Source organism: Pandoraea sp. NPDC090278 (genome assembly GCF_044772185.1).
Lineage (GTDB): Bacteria > Pseudomonadota > Gammaproteobacteria > Burkholderiales > Burkholderiaceae > Pandoraea.
The window spans coordinates 383,236-397,017 of record NZ_JBIVYJ010000006.1; the positions used below are offsets into that span (position 1 = coordinate 383,236).

Annotated in this window: 12 protein-coding genes; 7 read left to right on the plus strand and 5 right to left on the minus strand. The window is 64.3% G+C overall.

Annotated elements, in window-relative coordinates; all coding sequences use genetic code 11:
• Nucleotides 1-21: 21 nt before the first annotated feature.
• Both ACIQWO_RS22365 and gloA read left to right on the plus strand, forming a co-directional pair.
• Entirely contained in the window at nucleotides 22-987 is a 966-nt protein-coding gene (locus ACIQWO_RS22365; RefSeq protein ID WP_402828989.1) for a M48 family metallopeptidase, read from the plus strand.
• 118 nt (nucleotides 988-1,105) lie between these two features.
• On the plus strand, nucleotides 1,106-1,507 hold the full coding sequence (gene gloA, locus ACIQWO_RS22370) for a lactoylglutathione lyase (protein ID WP_233327487.1): 402 nt from the start codon (nucleotides 1,106-1,108) through the stop codon (nucleotides 1,505-1,507).
• Nucleotides 1,508-1,590: 83 nt separating this feature from the next.
• Here gloA and ACIQWO_RS22375 read toward each other — a convergent pair whose 3' ends face one another.
• Nucleotides 1,591-2,040 carry a rubredoxin gene (locus ACIQWO_RS22375; protein ID WP_402829000.1) on the minus strand — a complete coding sequence of 150 codons (450 nt, stop codon included), beginning with the start codon at nucleotides 2,038-2,040 and terminating at the stop codon, nucleotides 1,591-1,593.
• 307 nt (nucleotides 2,041-2,347) lie between these two features.
• Here ACIQWO_RS22375 and ACIQWO_RS22380 point away from each other — a divergent pair, with 307 nt between their 5' ends.
• Nucleotides 2,348-3,238 (plus strand): DMT family transporter, encoded by an 891-nt coding sequence (locus ACIQWO_RS22380; RefSeq protein WP_402829002.1) that lies wholly within the window; start codon nucleotides 2,348-2,350, stop codon nucleotides 3,236-3,238.
• On the opposite strand, the gene rsmA is transcribed toward ACIQWO_RS22380, so the two are convergent.
• From rsmA to ACIQWO_RS22400, 4 genes are read right to left on the minus strand one after another with little or no spacing between them, the layout of a single operon-like run.
• Nucleotides 3,213-4,046 carry a 16S rRNA (adenine(1518)-N(6)/adenine(1519)-N(6))-dimethyltransferase RsmA gene (gene rsmA, locus ACIQWO_RS22385; protein ID WP_402829004.1) on the minus strand — a complete coding sequence of 278 codons (834 nt, stop codon included), beginning with the start codon at nucleotides 4,044-4,046 and terminating at the stop codon, nucleotides 3,213-3,215. The two genes, ACIQWO_RS22380 and rsmA, sit on opposite strands and share 26 nt — an antisense overlap.
• A gap of 10 nt (nucleotides 4,047-4,056) precedes the next feature.
• Nucleotides 4,057-5,169: a 4-hydroxythreonine-4-phosphate dehydrogenase PdxA gene (gene pdxA / locus ACIQWO_RS22390; RefSeq protein ID WP_402829208.1), complete on the minus strand. Its 1,113-nt coding sequence runs from the start codon at nucleotides 5,167-5,169 to the stop codon at nucleotides 4,057-4,059.
• A 5-nt stretch (nucleotides 5,170-5,174) separates the two neighbouring features.
• Nucleotides 5,175-6,542 carry a peptidylprolyl isomerase gene (locus ACIQWO_RS22395; protein WP_402829006.1) on the minus strand — a complete coding sequence of 456 codons (1,368 nt, stop codon included), beginning with the start codon at nucleotides 6,540-6,542 and terminating at the stop codon, nucleotides 5,175-5,177.
• The gene (locus ACIQWO_RS22400; protein WP_402829008.1) at nucleotides 6,535-8,898 is read right to left on the minus strand and encodes an LPS-assembly protein LptD; all 2,364 of its coding nucleotides are present in this window, start codon (nucleotides 8,896-8,898) and stop codon (nucleotides 6,535-6,537) included. Before ACIQWO_RS22400 ends, ACIQWO_RS22395 begins: the two co-directional genes overlap by 8 nt.
• Nucleotides 8,899-9,061: 163 nt before the next feature.
• Here ACIQWO_RS22400 and ACIQWO_RS22405 point away from each other — a divergent pair, with 163 nt between their 5' ends.
• The 4 genes from ACIQWO_RS22405 to ACIQWO_RS22420 are packed head-to-tail and all read left to right on the plus strand — an operon-like array spanning nucleotide 9,062 to nucleotide 13,641.
• A complete protein-coding gene (locus ACIQWO_RS22405) occupies nucleotides 9,062-10,147 on the plus strand; it encodes an aminoglycoside phosphotransferase family protein (protein ID WP_402829010.1) in 1,086 nt (361 codons plus the stop codon).
• Between the two features lie 10 nt (nucleotides 10,148-10,157).
• Nucleotides 10,158-10,898, plus strand: a complete 741-nt coding sequence (murU, locus tag ACIQWO_RS22410) for an N-acetylmuramate alpha-1-phosphate uridylyltransferase MurU (protein ID WP_402829012.1) — start codon at nucleotides 10,158-10,160, stop codon at nucleotides 10,896-10,898.
• Between the two features lie 52 nt (nucleotides 10,899-10,950).
• Nucleotides 10,951-12,282 (plus strand): aminopeptidase P N-terminal domain-containing protein, encoded by a 1,332-nt coding sequence (locus ACIQWO_RS22415; RefSeq protein ID WP_402829014.1) that lies wholly within the window; start codon nucleotides 10,951-10,953, stop codon nucleotides 12,280-12,282.
• A gap of 21 nt (nucleotides 12,283-12,303) precedes the next feature.
• Entirely contained in the window at nucleotides 12,304-13,641 is a 1,338-nt protein-coding gene (locus tag ACIQWO_RS22420) for a UbiH/UbiF/VisC/COQ6 family ubiquinone biosynthesis hydroxylase (RefSeq protein ID WP_402829016.1), read from the plus strand.
• Nucleotides 13,642-13,782 lie beyond the last annotated feature (141 nt).

The following is a 13,782-nucleotide window of genomic DNA, read 5'->3' on the forward strand; positions in this document are numbered from 1 at the left end:
CGCCTCACGCGAGACCGTCTCATGTCGAAAGCCCAACCCGCCACACGCGATAGCCGCTCCCGGCATGAGACCCCTGCACCCCAGATGGAACTCGATCTGTTCGGCAGCCCTGCGGCCGAAGCCAACGGTGTCGCCACCGACGCCCCTTTAGCTTCGAGCGCACCTACCACGAGCGGCACCCCCGCCCACACCGCTGCGTCCACCGCTGCCTCGAGCGATTCCGCATCGCTCGCCCCGGGTGCCGGGCCGCGTCGCGCACCCGCGCCGGGCGAGCGCGTCATCATGCTCGACGGCCACGCGCTCTACTACCGTTTCAAGCGCTCCTCGCGCCGCACCATCGGCTTCATGATCGACGAATCGGGGCTAGCCGTGACCGCCCCGCGTTGGGTCACGATTGCAGACGTGGAAGCCGCCGTCGTCGAGAAGAAGCGCTGGATCTTCAGCAAGATCGCCGAATTCCGCGAACGCGCCGCGCGTCGGGTGATTCCGCGCGTGACGTGGGTCGACGGTGCCTCGCTGCCTTACCTCGGCCACACGCTGACGGTCCGTCTCGGTGGACGCTCGGGTGCCGCGCAGTACGACATCCACACGCACACGCTGTGGCTCGATCTGCCGCCGCAAGCCGCCCCCGAACAGATGCGCGACCGTGTGCAAGGCTGGTTGCAACAGGAAGCACGCAAGCTCTTCACGTCGCGCCTCGACGTCTACGGCGAGCGGCTGGGCGTGCGTTACACCGCGCTCGGGCTGTCGTCGGCGACGACACGCTGGGGCAGTTGCAGCGCCGACGGACGCATTCGCCTGAACTGGCGGCTGATCCACTTCCCGCTGGGCGTGATCGATTACGTCGTGGCGCACGAACTGGCGCATTTGAAGGAGATGAACCACGGGCCGCGCTTCTGGCAGGCCGTGGCGTCGATCTTCCCGGAATTCGAAGCCGCTCGCGATACGCTCAAGTCGCACGCACCCGAGTGGTTGCCCGAGTTCTGAGCGAATGTCGCAATACGCTACGTTTCAAGCAAAGAATTTCTCAACGCAACATGAATGATGTTCATTTTCATGGTCGCGGGTACAATTGAGTTTTCGTTGTCCCCACACTGAAAACACCATGCGAATGCTCCATACCATGCTGCGCGTCGGCGACCTGCAGCGCTCGATCGATTTCTACACGCGCGTGCTCGGCATGCAACTGCTGCGTCAGAGCGAGAACCCCGAGTACAAGTACACGCTGGCGTTCGTCGGCTACGGTGCCGAGTCGGAAAACACCGTCCTCGAACTGACGTACAACTGGGGTGTGGAAAAGTACGAGATCGGCACCGCGTTCGGCCATCTGGCCCTCGAAGTCGACGACGCCTATCAAGCGTGCGACACGATCCGCGCCGCAGGCGGCAAGATCTCGCGCGAAGCTGGCCCGGTCAAGGGCGGCACCACGGTCATCGCCTTCGTGGAAGATCCGGACGGCTACAAGATCGAGCTGATCCAAAAGCATTCGAGCAAGGGCGGTCTGTAAACCGAGCGCTTGCGCGATTGCGCTGCCTGATGTGACAACGGCCGCCCTAGGGCGGCCGTCGTTTTTTCGGCACGTGCGATGCGTCAGAACTCCACCATCGCGAAGTCTTCCTTACCCACGTCGCACAGGGGGCAACGCCAGTCGTCCGGCACATCTTCCCAGCGCGTGCCCGGGGCAATGCCGTCTTCCGGATACCCTGTCGCTTCGTCGTAAATCCATCCGCAAATCACACAGACCCACTGGCGCGATGCTGCGTCCGGGGCACTCGTCGTCTCACCCGACGAGCGTGCCGCAGCACTGTCGTCACCGGGCATATCGGACGTCTTCGTCGCGCCCGGATCCAGCAACGTAAAGACCAGCGGGGACTCGGTGCCTGAGGCATCTGTCGCCGGGCGGCTCAGATGCGCTTGCAGTGCATCGAGCAGTGCCCGCGCTTCGTCGCGCGTGAGATCGACCCAGTAGGGATCGCCAGCGCCGTCGTTGAGTCGCGACGGGGAAAACTGCAATTCGACGGCAGAACCTTTCTTGTACATACGTAAGTGCTGAATCTGAAGCGAAAACCTATGAAAACGATGGATGAGCGATGACTGCGGCCTGGCTCGACGAAGGACAAAAGCCGCCTCGCGGAGCATTGTATAGGTGCGACAGTGCGCAATAAACGGGGGAGACGGGGACATATTGTCCCGCACAACGAGACAATCACACCCGGACAGACGAACGAACGCCCGCAAAGATTACCCGCGTTGGCGGCATCGGTTTGATGCGTCGAGTATCAGGATCGGTGACAATGACCGCTTCTGCGCATCGTGCCTACGATGCATCGTCATCCGAATTAATTCCATGAAAACCACACCGCGTCCGATCGATGCCACGGCGCTCGCCATCATGCTGGGGCTGTGCATGATCTGGGGAGGCCAGCAAGTTGCCGTCAAACTGGCCGTGCCGGTCGTGCCTGCCGTCTTGCAGGCCGGACTGCGTTCCGTCGTAGCGACAGTGCTTGTCGGTGCGTGGATGCTGTGGCGACGTCAGCGTCTGATCACCGGCGACGGCACCCTGCCCGCTGGCATTCTCGCGGGCGTGCTGTTCTCGCTCGAATTCCTCTGCATCTTCGTCGGCCTCACGCACACAACCGCGTCGCGTATGGCGGTCTTTCTGTACTCGGCCCCTTGCTTCACCGCCATCGGACTGCATTGGACGGTGCCCAGCGAACGGCTGCGGCCCATGCAATGGCTCGGCATGGCCATCGCGTTTTGCGGTATCGCCGTGGCGTTCTCGGACGGCAGTGGCGCAGATCTCGCCACCACGTGGCCCGGCGATCTGCTGGCCATTCTGGCCGGTATCTTCTGGGGGATGACGACGGTCGTGGTACGGGCCTCGCGTCTGGCGAGCGCCGCACCGTCCAAGACATTGCTGTACCAGTTGGCCGTCTCGGCGGTCCTGCTGTGTGCGCTGGCGCTCGCGACGGGCAATGTGCACATCGGGACGATGACGTCGACCATCTGGATCAGCCTCGTCTACCAATCCATCGGCGTGGCCTTCGCGAGCTACCTGATCTGGTTCTGGTTGCTCACACGCTACAGCGCCGCCCGGCTCGCGTCGTTCTCGTTCCTCAGCCCGCTGTTCGGGGTGACGTTCGGCGTGCTGATTCTCGGCGAATCGGTCGGCTGGCGCTTTGGCTGCGCTGTCGTCCTCGTCTTCGCCGGGATCAGCCTTGTGAACCGGCGCCGCTGATCGCGCGCGACAGGTTCACGTATTCGTCGACCGGCACATCTTCGGCACGACGCGTGAGGTCGAAGCCAAGCGCGTCGAAATCGACACGATCGCGGTAGCTGTGCAAGGTGTTGCGCAGCATCTTGCGACGCTGCGAAAACGCCTGAGCCACCACCGCTTCGAACACATCGAGATCGACCTGCGGCAGATCGGCCACGGCGCGCGGAATCATCCGGACGACAGCGGAATCGACTTTCGGCGGCGGATTGAAGGCGTCCGGCGGCACATGCAGCACCTTGTCCATCCAGTAACGGTACTGAAGCATGACCGACAGGCGGCTGTAGTTGCTTGAGCCTGCCGGGGCCACCATGCGCTCGACCACTTCGTCCTGCAACATGAAGTGCTGGTCGCGCACGAGCGCGGCGTAGCGCATCAGGTGGAACAGCAGCGGGCTGGAGATGTTGTATGGCAGGTTGCCGACAATGCGCAGCGGCGCTTCGTCGCGACGGTCTTCCGGGACGAGCGAACCGAAATCGAAGTCGAGGGCGTCGCCAGCGTGCACGCTCACGCGCTCGCCGAACTTACGCGTCAGACGCGCGACCAGATCGCGGTCGAGTTCGACCACGTGCAGATGCGCCAGCCACTCGGTGAGCGGTGTCGTCAGTGCGCCAAGGCCCGGGCCGATTTCGACCATCAGGTCGTCGGTGCGCGGCGAAATGGCGCTGATGATCGAATCGATCACGCCCATGTCGACGAGAAAGTTCTGACCAAAACGTTTGCGCGCCACGTGGCCCTGTTGGACGCCCGTGCGCTTCGATGCGCTACTCATGTGAAATTCCTTAGGAACGCGGCGGCGTGGCGTGCGGATCGACGCCCGCGCCGGCGGTCAATTGTGCGGCTGTCGACGCATGTAATGCAGCGTTCGCCGCCATCGTCGCCGCGGTGCGCAGCGCTTCGAGCAGGCTGCCGCTCTCGGCTTGCCCCGTGCCCGCGAGGTCGAGCGCAGTGCCGTGATCGACCGACGTCCGGATGATCGGCAGCCCCAGCGTGATATTCACGCCAGCGCCGAAGCTCGCGTATTTGAGCACCGGCAAGCCCTGATCGTGATACATCGCGAGCACCGCATCGGCACCTTCGAGATGACGGGGCTGAAACAGCGTGTCGGCAGGATAGGGACCGCGTGCATCGATACCGGCGGCGCGCGCGTCGTCGAGCGCGGGCGTAATGACGTCGATCTCCTCGCGCCCGAGATAGCCGGACTCACCGGCGTGCGGGTTGAGCCCCGTCACGAGAATACGCGGGCGTGTCACCCCGAAGTGACGCATCAGATCCTGATTGAGGATGATGAGCGTTTGCAGCAGATCGTCGCGACGAATTGCGCCGGGCACCTGCGCGAGCGGCAAATGCGTGGTGGCGAGCGCCACACGCAACCCACCGCCTGCGAGCATCATCACGACACGCGGCGTGCCCGTGCGCTCGGCCAGATACTCGGTGTGTCCGGTGAACGCGACGCCGCAGTCGTTGATCGTGCTCTTCTGCAACGGCGCGGTCACGATCGCGTCGTACGTGCCAGCCACGGCACCGTCGATGGCGTCGTCCAGCAGCGTCAGTACGTAGCGGCCGTTGGCGGCGTCGAGCTGTCCCGGCGTCACGGCGGCAGCGAGCGGATGGTGCGAGACGTGCACGCGTCCGCTATCGAGCAACGCCTGCCAGGCATCGCCCAGCCCGACGGCTTGCGCGCGTGCGGCGAGCAGCGACGCATCGCCGAGTACGGCAAAGCGACAGTTGGCTAGCGAAAGATCGGGGGACGCGGTAGCGAAAACGGCCGCAGAAGCGGCCGCCGGTGCCGGTGCCGAAGAAAGGCACTTCACCAGTGCCTGCACCGTCAATTCCGGCCCGACCCCCGCCGGTTCACCGGTGGTGATGGCGAGGACGAAGGACCGGTCGGACATCATGCTCACTGCTGCGCGTTGCTCAGGCGGTAGTCGACGTAAGCGCTGTCACGCAGTTGCTGCAACCAGTCGCGGTACTGCTGTTCGGCCTTGCGGCCGCGCAATTCCTGCATGGCGAGGTTACGTTCCTGATCGCCCGAGACCTGCGACTCGCGATGGCCCAGCACCTGAATCAGGTGATAGCCATATTCCGAACGCACCGGATCGCTGATCTGACCGTCCTTGAGTTCGGACATCGCACGCTCGAATGCGGGGACCGTTTCGCCCGGCGAAATCCAGCCGAGATCGCCACCTTGCGAGGCGGAGCCGTCCACCGACACCTGACGCGCGAAGTCGGCAAAGTCGCCCTTGCCCGCTTCGATCTGCGCTTTGATGTCGAGCAGCTTCTGACGTGCCTGCGCTTCCGAGACACCGTCGCCCACGCGAATCAGGATGTGACGTGCGTGGATCTGCGGCACGGTCATGCCCTGATCGCCGCCCTGCTTGCGCGTCTCGACCAGTTTAATGACGTGAAAACCGTTGCTGCTGCGAAGCACTTGCGGCACAACGGTGCCCGCTTGCAGCTTCTGCACCTGATTGAGATACAGATCGGGAATACGTTCGGGAATGCGGAAGCCCATGTCGCCACCGCTGGCTGCATCGGAAGCATCCGAATACTGCTTTGCCAGCGCAGCGAAATCGCCACCGGCCTTCGCCTTATCCAGCGCTTCGGTCGCTTTCTTCTGCGCGGCGCTGACCTGGTCAGGCGTCGCACCGTCCGGCACCTTCACGAGAATCTCGCTCAGGCGGTATTCCGTCTCCGCCGGTGCGGCATTAGCGCCACGCTGCGCGGCGAGGTATGCGTTGATTTCCGAGTCGCTCACCTGCACCTGGCTGTCGACTTCGCGATCGCGCAGGCGCGCCATGATGATCTGCTCGCGCACTTCCTTGCGGAAGGCGTCCCAAGGCACACCGGCCTGGGCCAGACGCGCCTTGTACTGATCGACGCTCAGACGGTTGTCGGCGGCGATGCGCTGCAAAGCCTGTTCGACGTCGGCGTCCTTCACGACAATGCCGCCTTCCTTGGCGCGCTGAAGCTGCACCTGCGTGACGATCATCTGTTCGAGCACCTGACGCTGCAACAGGTCGGCGTCCGGAATCGGGCGCTTGGAGAGCGTCAGTTGGTGCTTGGCCTCCTCGATACGCGTGTCGAGCTCCTTGCGGGTGATCACGCTGTCGTTGACCACGGCGACGATGGAATCGACGGCACGAGCGGACGACGCGGGGGCACCTGCGGCTTTGGCGCTGACCGGCGCCGGCTGCGCAACCGCCACCCCGGCGGCGAGACACAGGCCCGCCAGCAGCGAGGCACGCTTCACAAACATGTCATTCATAGTTGCTGAATCGAGAAGGAATCTGGTTCGTCGGCGGCGGCTGGTAACCCGGCACCCCGACCTTGAAGGCTTCTGTGGCGCTGTTGCCCGACTTGGTCAAGCCCTTCAACTCCAACTGCGCGAAGACGCGCGAAGTTGTCGTGGTGGCGTTGGTCGCATAGCGCTGGAGCCCAATCCGGAAGGCCCAGCAGTCGGCATCATACTCGAAACCCGCCAGGGCATCGATGAACGTCTTGTCCGTAATGCTGTAGTTCAGACGGCCCACAATGCCGAATCGCGGCGTGATCGGCCACTGCCCCGAAAGTTCGATCTGGTTGATCGGCGTGACGGTCAATGCGGTTTGGCCCACGACCGGCGGCGGGTTGCGCAGGTAGCGGTAATACAGGTTGAACACCTTGCGCTCGCCCGGACGCCACGTCACACCGACGTCCGACCGGTTGAATTGCGACGTGCTCGGGCTGTACTGCACGGCGGTGCTGAATGTGATGTTCGAATACAGCAGGGCCGAGCCACCCACCAGGAAGTCCGACACCCCGGCGTCTTCGGGCACACCGCCCGGCATCGTCACGCGCGATTGCTGAATGTTGTAACGCTGCGCATACCAGACACGCCCGCGCTCCACGCCGGTCTCGGAATCGATAAGACGCGAAGTCAGCGCTGCAGTGACGCGGTTCGCGTCCTGAATGCGGTCGACACCGATGAACGAGTTTTCGCTGAAAATTTCTGCGAGGTTGAAGTCGGCGACCGCACTGTCGAAAATCGGAATCGAGCTCTGATCGCGGTACGGCGTGTAGACGTAGAACAGGCGCGGTTCCAACGTCTGCCTCATCGCCGTGCCGAATAGCGTCAGCGGACGCTCGAACGTCAACCCCGTATCGAGACTGACCGTCGGCAATGTTCGCGTGATCGACGATTGCATCGTCGATCCGTTCGGATAATCGACGTTGTACGCCGCGGCGTTGAAGATGACCTTCGGGACGATGAAGTAACCCGGCGTCAGAATCGGGTAGCTCAGCGTCGGCTGCGCGTAGATACGCTCGCCGTTCGGCTGGCCCGTCCACGACGCGATCTGGAAGCGGTTGTACCGGATCGGCATCGTGAAATCGAAGCCGTGGAAATCCAGCTTGTTATACGTCGCCGAGAGTTCCGGTACCGACTCATACTGCGGCGCCGTGGGCGCGAGCGTCTGATACTTCAGCACGCGCGCGAGAAACGACCAGTCGCCGTAGTTCCACGTCAGGCCAGCTTCGCGGTTATACACGCGCTGCACGGCTGTCTGGAAGTTCGTCCCTGTGCCGAAGTCGTCCGGATAGGTATCGTCCGAAACCTTCGTGAAATTGACGTAGGCGTTCACACCGTAGCCAAGCGCCTGGCTGTGCTGCCACGTGAACGTGTAGCGGGCGTCGCCCGTAACGCGGTCTTTCGGCAGGTATTCGATGTGGAACAGACCGGAGTATGTCGGCTCCAGGTAGCGGAAGTCGCCAACGCCCATCACGCCGCGCTTGGTCATGACACGCGGTGTAATCGTCAGATCGCGGTTCGGGGCGATGTTGAAGTAGTACGGCGTGGCGAGTTCGAAGCCGGTACGGCTGGACTGCGTAAACGTCGGCGCGAGGAAGCCCGAACGGCGCTCGTTCGATGTCGGGAACGACATGTACGGGCTGGCCAGAATCGGCACGCCCTGAAAGAACAGAATGCCGTTGTACGCCGTGCCTTCCTGCTGCTCCTGATCGAACTCGAACTCGGACGCCTTGATATACCACGCGGGCGTCTTGCCGTCTTCCGCACACGTCGCGCAGCCCGAGTACGTACCGCGTTGCATCGTCAAGACGTTGTTGCCTTCGATATCGGCGCGCTCCGACTTGCCGCCGCCGCCCGACACGAGCCGGTAGGTCGGCGTGAGCATGTATCCATCGCCCGCCCCCGTATACAAATGGGCTTCGGGGCCGATGAACAGATTGCCGCCCTGCGACAGACGCGCGTTGCCGTGCGCCACCACTTCGTCCGTGTCCTGATCGTAAGTCAGGCGATCGCCTTTCACGAACGAGCGGTACTTGCGCGCTTCGGCGTCGCCGTCGACGGTGGCATCTACGTTGGTTCGGCCGGTAAGACCCATGCCGCGCACGTACATCGGCACGTCGTCGCCGCTGGAGAGCGGGTTATCGACGAGCGCCGGCACCGTGCGCAACACGAGACCGTCGCTCTTGGCGATATCGGGCGGGGGCATTTCCTGCGCACCGGCGAGCGAACACCACACGCCCGGCAGGGAGAGCAGCAGCGCCAATGGCTTGCGTCGCGTGCGCATCATGCGCTGCAGCGACGAGACTTCATTCGTATGGACTTGTTTATCCGGCATGTACGCAAACAGCGAGACAATCGTGGCGCCGCTTGCGGGCAGCCAATCCCGCTTGTCCAGCCGGCTTCACCGGGACATTCGGGACGGTCGATCGAGGTCGAGAAACAGGGCGTCGGGAAAACATGATCGGGTATTATATGGCAAGACGTTTACGGCCCCCACCATGACCGCACAACCTAGCACCTCCGCGAGTGTTTCCAACGCTTCCAGCGAACTCTTGAACACCTCCGATCCCCGCCTGCAAGCCCTTCACCACTGGCTCTCCGGTCTGTCCTCCGAGTTCTCGCTCGACATGGCGAATTGGGCACCGGCATCAGCCGACGCGAGCTTCCGGCGCTACTTCCGCATTGGCAGCCACGCCCCCGCGCATCCGAGTCTGATCGTGATGGACGCGCCGCCCCCGCAAGAGGATTGCCGTCCTTTCGTGCACGTGGCGCAGTTGCTGGAGGAAGCCGACCTGCAAGCGCCGAAGGTGCTGGCCGAGGATCTCGCGCAGGGATTCCTGCTGCTCACCGATCTCGGGCGCGAAACGTATCTCGATGTCCTGACCGAAGACAACGCCCGCCCGTTGATGCGTGCCGCGCTCGACGCGCTGATCGTCTGGCAGAAAAGCTCACGCACCGACGTGCTGCCAGCCTACGACACCGCCTTGCTAAAGCGCGAACTCGATCTGTTCCCCGACTGGTACATCGGCAAGCATCTGAAGGTCGAACTGAGCGAGTCGCAGCGCGCCACGCTCGATCGCATCAATCAGTTGCTCATCGACAGCGCGCTCGCACAGCCGAAGGTCTTCGTGCATCGCGACTACATGCCCCGCAATCTGATGCCGGGCCTGCCGGGCACCACCGGCCCGGGCATTCTCGATTTTCAGGATGCCGTCTACGGCCCGCTGACCTACGACGTCATCTCGCTCATGCGCGATGCGTTCCTTAGCTGGGACGAAGAACGTCAGCTCGACTGGCTGGCCTATTACTGGGAACGGGCACGCAACGCCGGTCTGCCGGTCGACGCCGACTTCGGCGAGTTCTACCGTCAGGCCGAATGGATGGGACTGCAACGTCACCTCAAGGTGCTCGGTATCTTCGCGCGCATCAACTATCGCGATGGCAAGCCCCGCTATCTCGCCGACACCCCGCGCTTTCTCGAGTACGCGCGCAAGGTCGCCGACCGCTATGCGCCGCTGCGTCCGCTGGCGAAGCTGCTCGACGAGCTGACCGGCCAGCAGGTCGACGTCGGCTACACGTTCTGAGGCATCGCCCATGAAAGCGATGATCTTCGCGGCCGGACGCGGCGAACGCATGCGTCCGCTCACCGACACGACGCCCAAGCCGCTGCTCACCGTCGGCGGCAAGCCGATCATCGTGTGGCAGATCGAAGCGCTGGCCCGCGCCGGTTTCACGCAGATCGTGATCAATCACGCCTGGCTAGGCGCGCAGATCGAAGCCACCCTCGGCGACGGCAGCGCCTTCGGCGTGCATCTGGCGTACTCGGCCGAAGCCGAAGCGCTGGAGACGGCAGGCGGCATCGCCCAGGCACGCGCGCTTCTCGAGGGTGACGGGAACGTGTTTCTGGCGGTGTCGGGCGATATCTTCACCGCCTTCGATTACGCCACGCTTCGCGCGCAGACCGAACGTCTCGCGGCGCAAGCCACACCGGGCATGCATCTGGTGATGGTGCAGAATCCCGCCTTCCATCCGACAGGCGACTTCGCGCTCGACGCGGCAGGTCATCTCTTCCTGCGCGACGCCGCGCCCGCGACGGCCGAAGCACTCACATTCGGCAACATCGCACTGTACGACCTGCGCCTGTTCGACGGCATCGCCCCAGGCACGCGCATGGCGCTCACGCCGCTGTACCAGCGCACGATTGCCGCAGGGCACGCAAGCGGCGAGCGCTTCGACGGCATTTGGGAAAACGTCGGCACCCCAGCGCAGCTCGATGCACTGGACGCCGAAGTTCGCGCCGCGCACGCGCGCTCGCCCGGCAGTAGAATCGCCTGAACACAGGTCAATACGTCTGAACTCGAACCAATACCCCGAAATGGAGCCCGCGATGTCTGATTCCCCGTACCGTGCCCGCCGCGAGCGAGTCATCGAACAGATGCGCAAGGCCGGTGGCGGCGTCGCCATCCTGCCCACGGCGCCGGAAGTGCCGCGCAACCGCGACAGCGACTATCCGTATCGTCACGACAGCTACTTCTATTACCTGTCGGGCTTCACGGAGCCGGAAGCGGTCGTCGTCCTCGACAGCCGCACGGGGCATTCGATTCTCTTCTGCCGCGCGAAGAACGAAGAGCGCGAGATCTGGGACGGCTTTCGCTTCGGCCCGGATGCCGCGCGCGAGACCTTCGGCTTCGACGCCGCCTACCCCATCGACGAAATCGACACGCGCCTGCCGCAATTGCTGGCCGACGCACCCGCCCTGTTCTACGCGCTGGGGGCATCGGCGCAGCAGGACCGTCAAGTGCGTCACTGGCTGAACGCCGTGCGCGCACAGAGCCGCACCGGCGTGTCGGCACCGTCGGCCGCGCGCGACATTCGCGGGATTCTCGACGAGATGCGTCTGATCAAGGACAGCACCGAACTCGACATCATGGCCCGCGCGGGCAAGATTTCCGCCGACGCGCACGTGCGCGCCATGAAGGCATCCAAAGTCGGCCTGCGCGAATACCATCTCGAAGCCGAGCTGCTGTATGAATTCCGCCGCCACGGATCGCAATTCCCGGCGTACGGCTCGATCGTCGCAACTGGCGCGAACGCCACCGTGCTGCACTATCGCGCGGGCGACGCAGAACTGCGCGACGGCGATCTCGTGCTGATCGATGCCGCCTGCGAACTCGACGGCTACGCCTCCGACATCACCCGCACGTTCCCGGCCAACGGCAAGTTCACGTCGGCCCAGCGCGAGCTTTACGACATCGTGCTGGCCTCGCAGCAAGCCGCCATCGACGCCACACGCGCCGGCGCACGTTTCGATGCGCCGCACGAAGCCGCCGTTCGCGTGCTTGCGCAAGGCATGCTCGACACCGGTTTGCTCGATCGCGACACGGCGGGCAGTCTGGACGACGTCATCGCCAACAAGGCCTACAGCCGCTTCTACATGCACCGCACCGGTCACTGGATCGGCATGGACGTGCACGACTGCGGCGAGTACCGCGAAGACGGCCCGAACGGCGAGCGTCCGTGGCGCACGCTGGCCGCCAACATGGTCACGACCATCGAGCCGGGCATCTACGTGCGTCCGGGACCGGACGTCGACGAGCGTTACTGGAACATCGGCATTCGTATCGAAGACGACGCCGTCGTAACCGCCGACGGCTGCACGCTGCTCACGCGTGACGTGCCGGTCGATGCCGACGAAATCGAAGCGCTGATGCGCGGCTGACGCGTCACGGACTGACGGCTGATGACGAACGCACAGGCTTCCGGCACTTCCGGCACCTCCGATATTTCCGACGTTTCCGAGAAGCGCGCGGCGACCGAACGGCCTGCCGCGCGTTTCGACGTCGCCATCGTGGGCGCCGGTCCGGTCGGCACCGCGCTCGCCCTGTTGCTCGCGCAGCGCGCACCCCACTTGCGCGTGGCGCTGGTGGACGCGCGCGGCGCGCAAGCCAGCTACGACGACCCGCGCACGCTCGCCCTGTCGCACGGCAGCCGCGAAATTCTCGCGCGCGCGGGTGCGTGGCCGCGTGATCGCACGGTGTTGCCAAGCACACCGATCCAGCACATTCACGTCTCGCAGGCGCAACGCTTCGGCAGCACCGAGATCGACTATCTCGATCACGGTGTGCCTGCGCTCGGCTACGTGGTGCGTTACGGCGCGCTCATGCGCGCGCTCGATACCGCGACGGCACAGCTACCGACGCGCTTCGAGCATGCATCGCAAGCGTCGGCGCTCAGCGTGCTCGACAGCGACGTGTCGGGACTGCACCACTTCCGCCCGTATCGCGCCATCGCGCTGCGTCAGGACACCCAGCAGGTCACCCTCACGCTCGAAGGCGTGGGCGACGATCACGCGCACACGCTGCACGCCACGCTCGCCGTCAACGCCGAAGGCGGATTGTTCGAAGGGCAGACAGCGCGGCCGCGCACGCGCGACTACGGTCAGACGGCTCTGGTGGGCTTCGTGACGTGCGAGCGTCCGCGCATCGGCTGGGCGTGGGAGCGTTTCACGGCCGACGGTCCTGTGGCGCTCCTCCCGCAAGAGAACGGCTACGCGCTGGTGTGGTGCTGCTCGAACGCCGAAGCCAGTCGCCGCCGCGCATTGGACGACGCTCAGTTCCTCAGTGAGCTGCACAACGCGTTCGGCGACCGCATGGGCCGCTTTACCTCGATTACCGGACGCGCGGGCTTCCCGCTCGGCCTGAACGCCCTGGGTCAGGTGGTCGACGGGCGAGTCGCCGCCATCGGCAATGCCGCCCAGACGCTTCACCCCGTGGCCGGTCAGGGCCTGAACCTCGGGTTGCGCGACGCCTTCGACCTCGCCGACAGCCTCGTTCGCCATGCCCGCGCCGGTGCGTCCCATCAGGGCGTAGCAGGTCCGGCTGCACTGACCGCCTTCGCCCGCCGCCGTCGTGCGGACCGGGGGCTGACGATTCGCATCACCGATCTGCTGCCCCGCCTCTTCGGCATCGACGCTGCACCGGTCGCCCTTGCGCGCGGCATGGCGCTGGCCAGCCTCGATCTCGTTCCCCCGCTCAAAACCGCCTTCGCCCGGCAGATGATGTTCGGCCAGCGCGGCTGATCCCGATATCTCAAGCCCTTCACCGGGCATAGCCCGACGTCTTTCCGGGGTAGCCCCAACAGGCCCGCCCGGAACTTTGCACATTTTTTAGGCGACGAGGACCGGTTTTCGCAGTAAAATAGCGATCTTTTTTCCGGCTTT

Excerpts from the sequence above, each read along its gene's own strand:
- ACIQWO_RS22400 (WP_402829008.1), bottom strand. The coding sequence starts at position 8,898 with ATGCCGGATAAACAAGTCCATACGAATGAAGTCTCGTCGCTGCAGCGC.
- ACIQWO_RS22365 (WP_402828989.1), top strand. The coding sequence starts at position 22 with ATGTCGAAAGCCCAACCCGCCACACGCGATAGCCGCTCCCGGCATGAG.
- pdxA (WP_402829208.1), bottom strand. The coding sequence starts at position 5,169 with ATGTCCGACCGGTCCTTCGTCCTCGCCATCACCACCGGTGAACCGGCG.
- ACIQWO_RS22415 (WP_402829014.1), top strand. The coding sequence starts at position 10,951 with ATGTCTGATTCCCCGTACCGTGCCCGCCGCGAGCGAGTCATCGAACAG.
- rsmA (WP_402829004.1), bottom strand. The coding sequence starts at position 4,046 with ATGAGTAGCGCATCGAAGCGCACGGGCGTCCAACAGGGCCACGTGGCG.
- ACIQWO_RS22395 (WP_402829006.1), bottom strand. The coding sequence starts at position 6,542 with ATGAATGACATGTTTGTGAAGCGTGCCTCGCTGCTGGCGGGCCTGTGT.
- ACIQWO_RS22420 (WP_402829016.1), top strand. The coding sequence starts at position 12,304 with ATGACGAACGCACAGGCTTCCGGCACTTCCGGCACCTCCGATATTTCC.
- gloA (WP_233327487.1), top strand. The coding sequence starts at position 1,106 with ATGCGAATGCTCCATACCATGCTGCGCGTCGGCGACCTGCAGCGCTCG.
- ACIQWO_RS22380 (WP_402829002.1), top strand. The coding sequence starts at position 2,348 with ATGAAAACCACACCGCGTCCGATCGATGCCACGGCGCTCGCCATCATG.
- murU (WP_402829012.1), top strand. The coding sequence starts at position 10,158 with ATGAAAGCGATGATCTTCGCGGCCGGACGCGGCGAACGCATGCGTCCG.
- ACIQWO_RS22405 (WP_402829010.1), top strand. The coding sequence starts at position 9,062 with ATGACCGCACAACCTAGCACCTCCGCGAGTGTTTCCAACGCTTCCAGC.
- ACIQWO_RS22375 (WP_402829000.1), bottom strand. The coding sequence starts at position 2,040 with ATGTACAAGAAAGGTTCTGCCGTCGAATTGCAGTTTTCCCCGTCGCGA.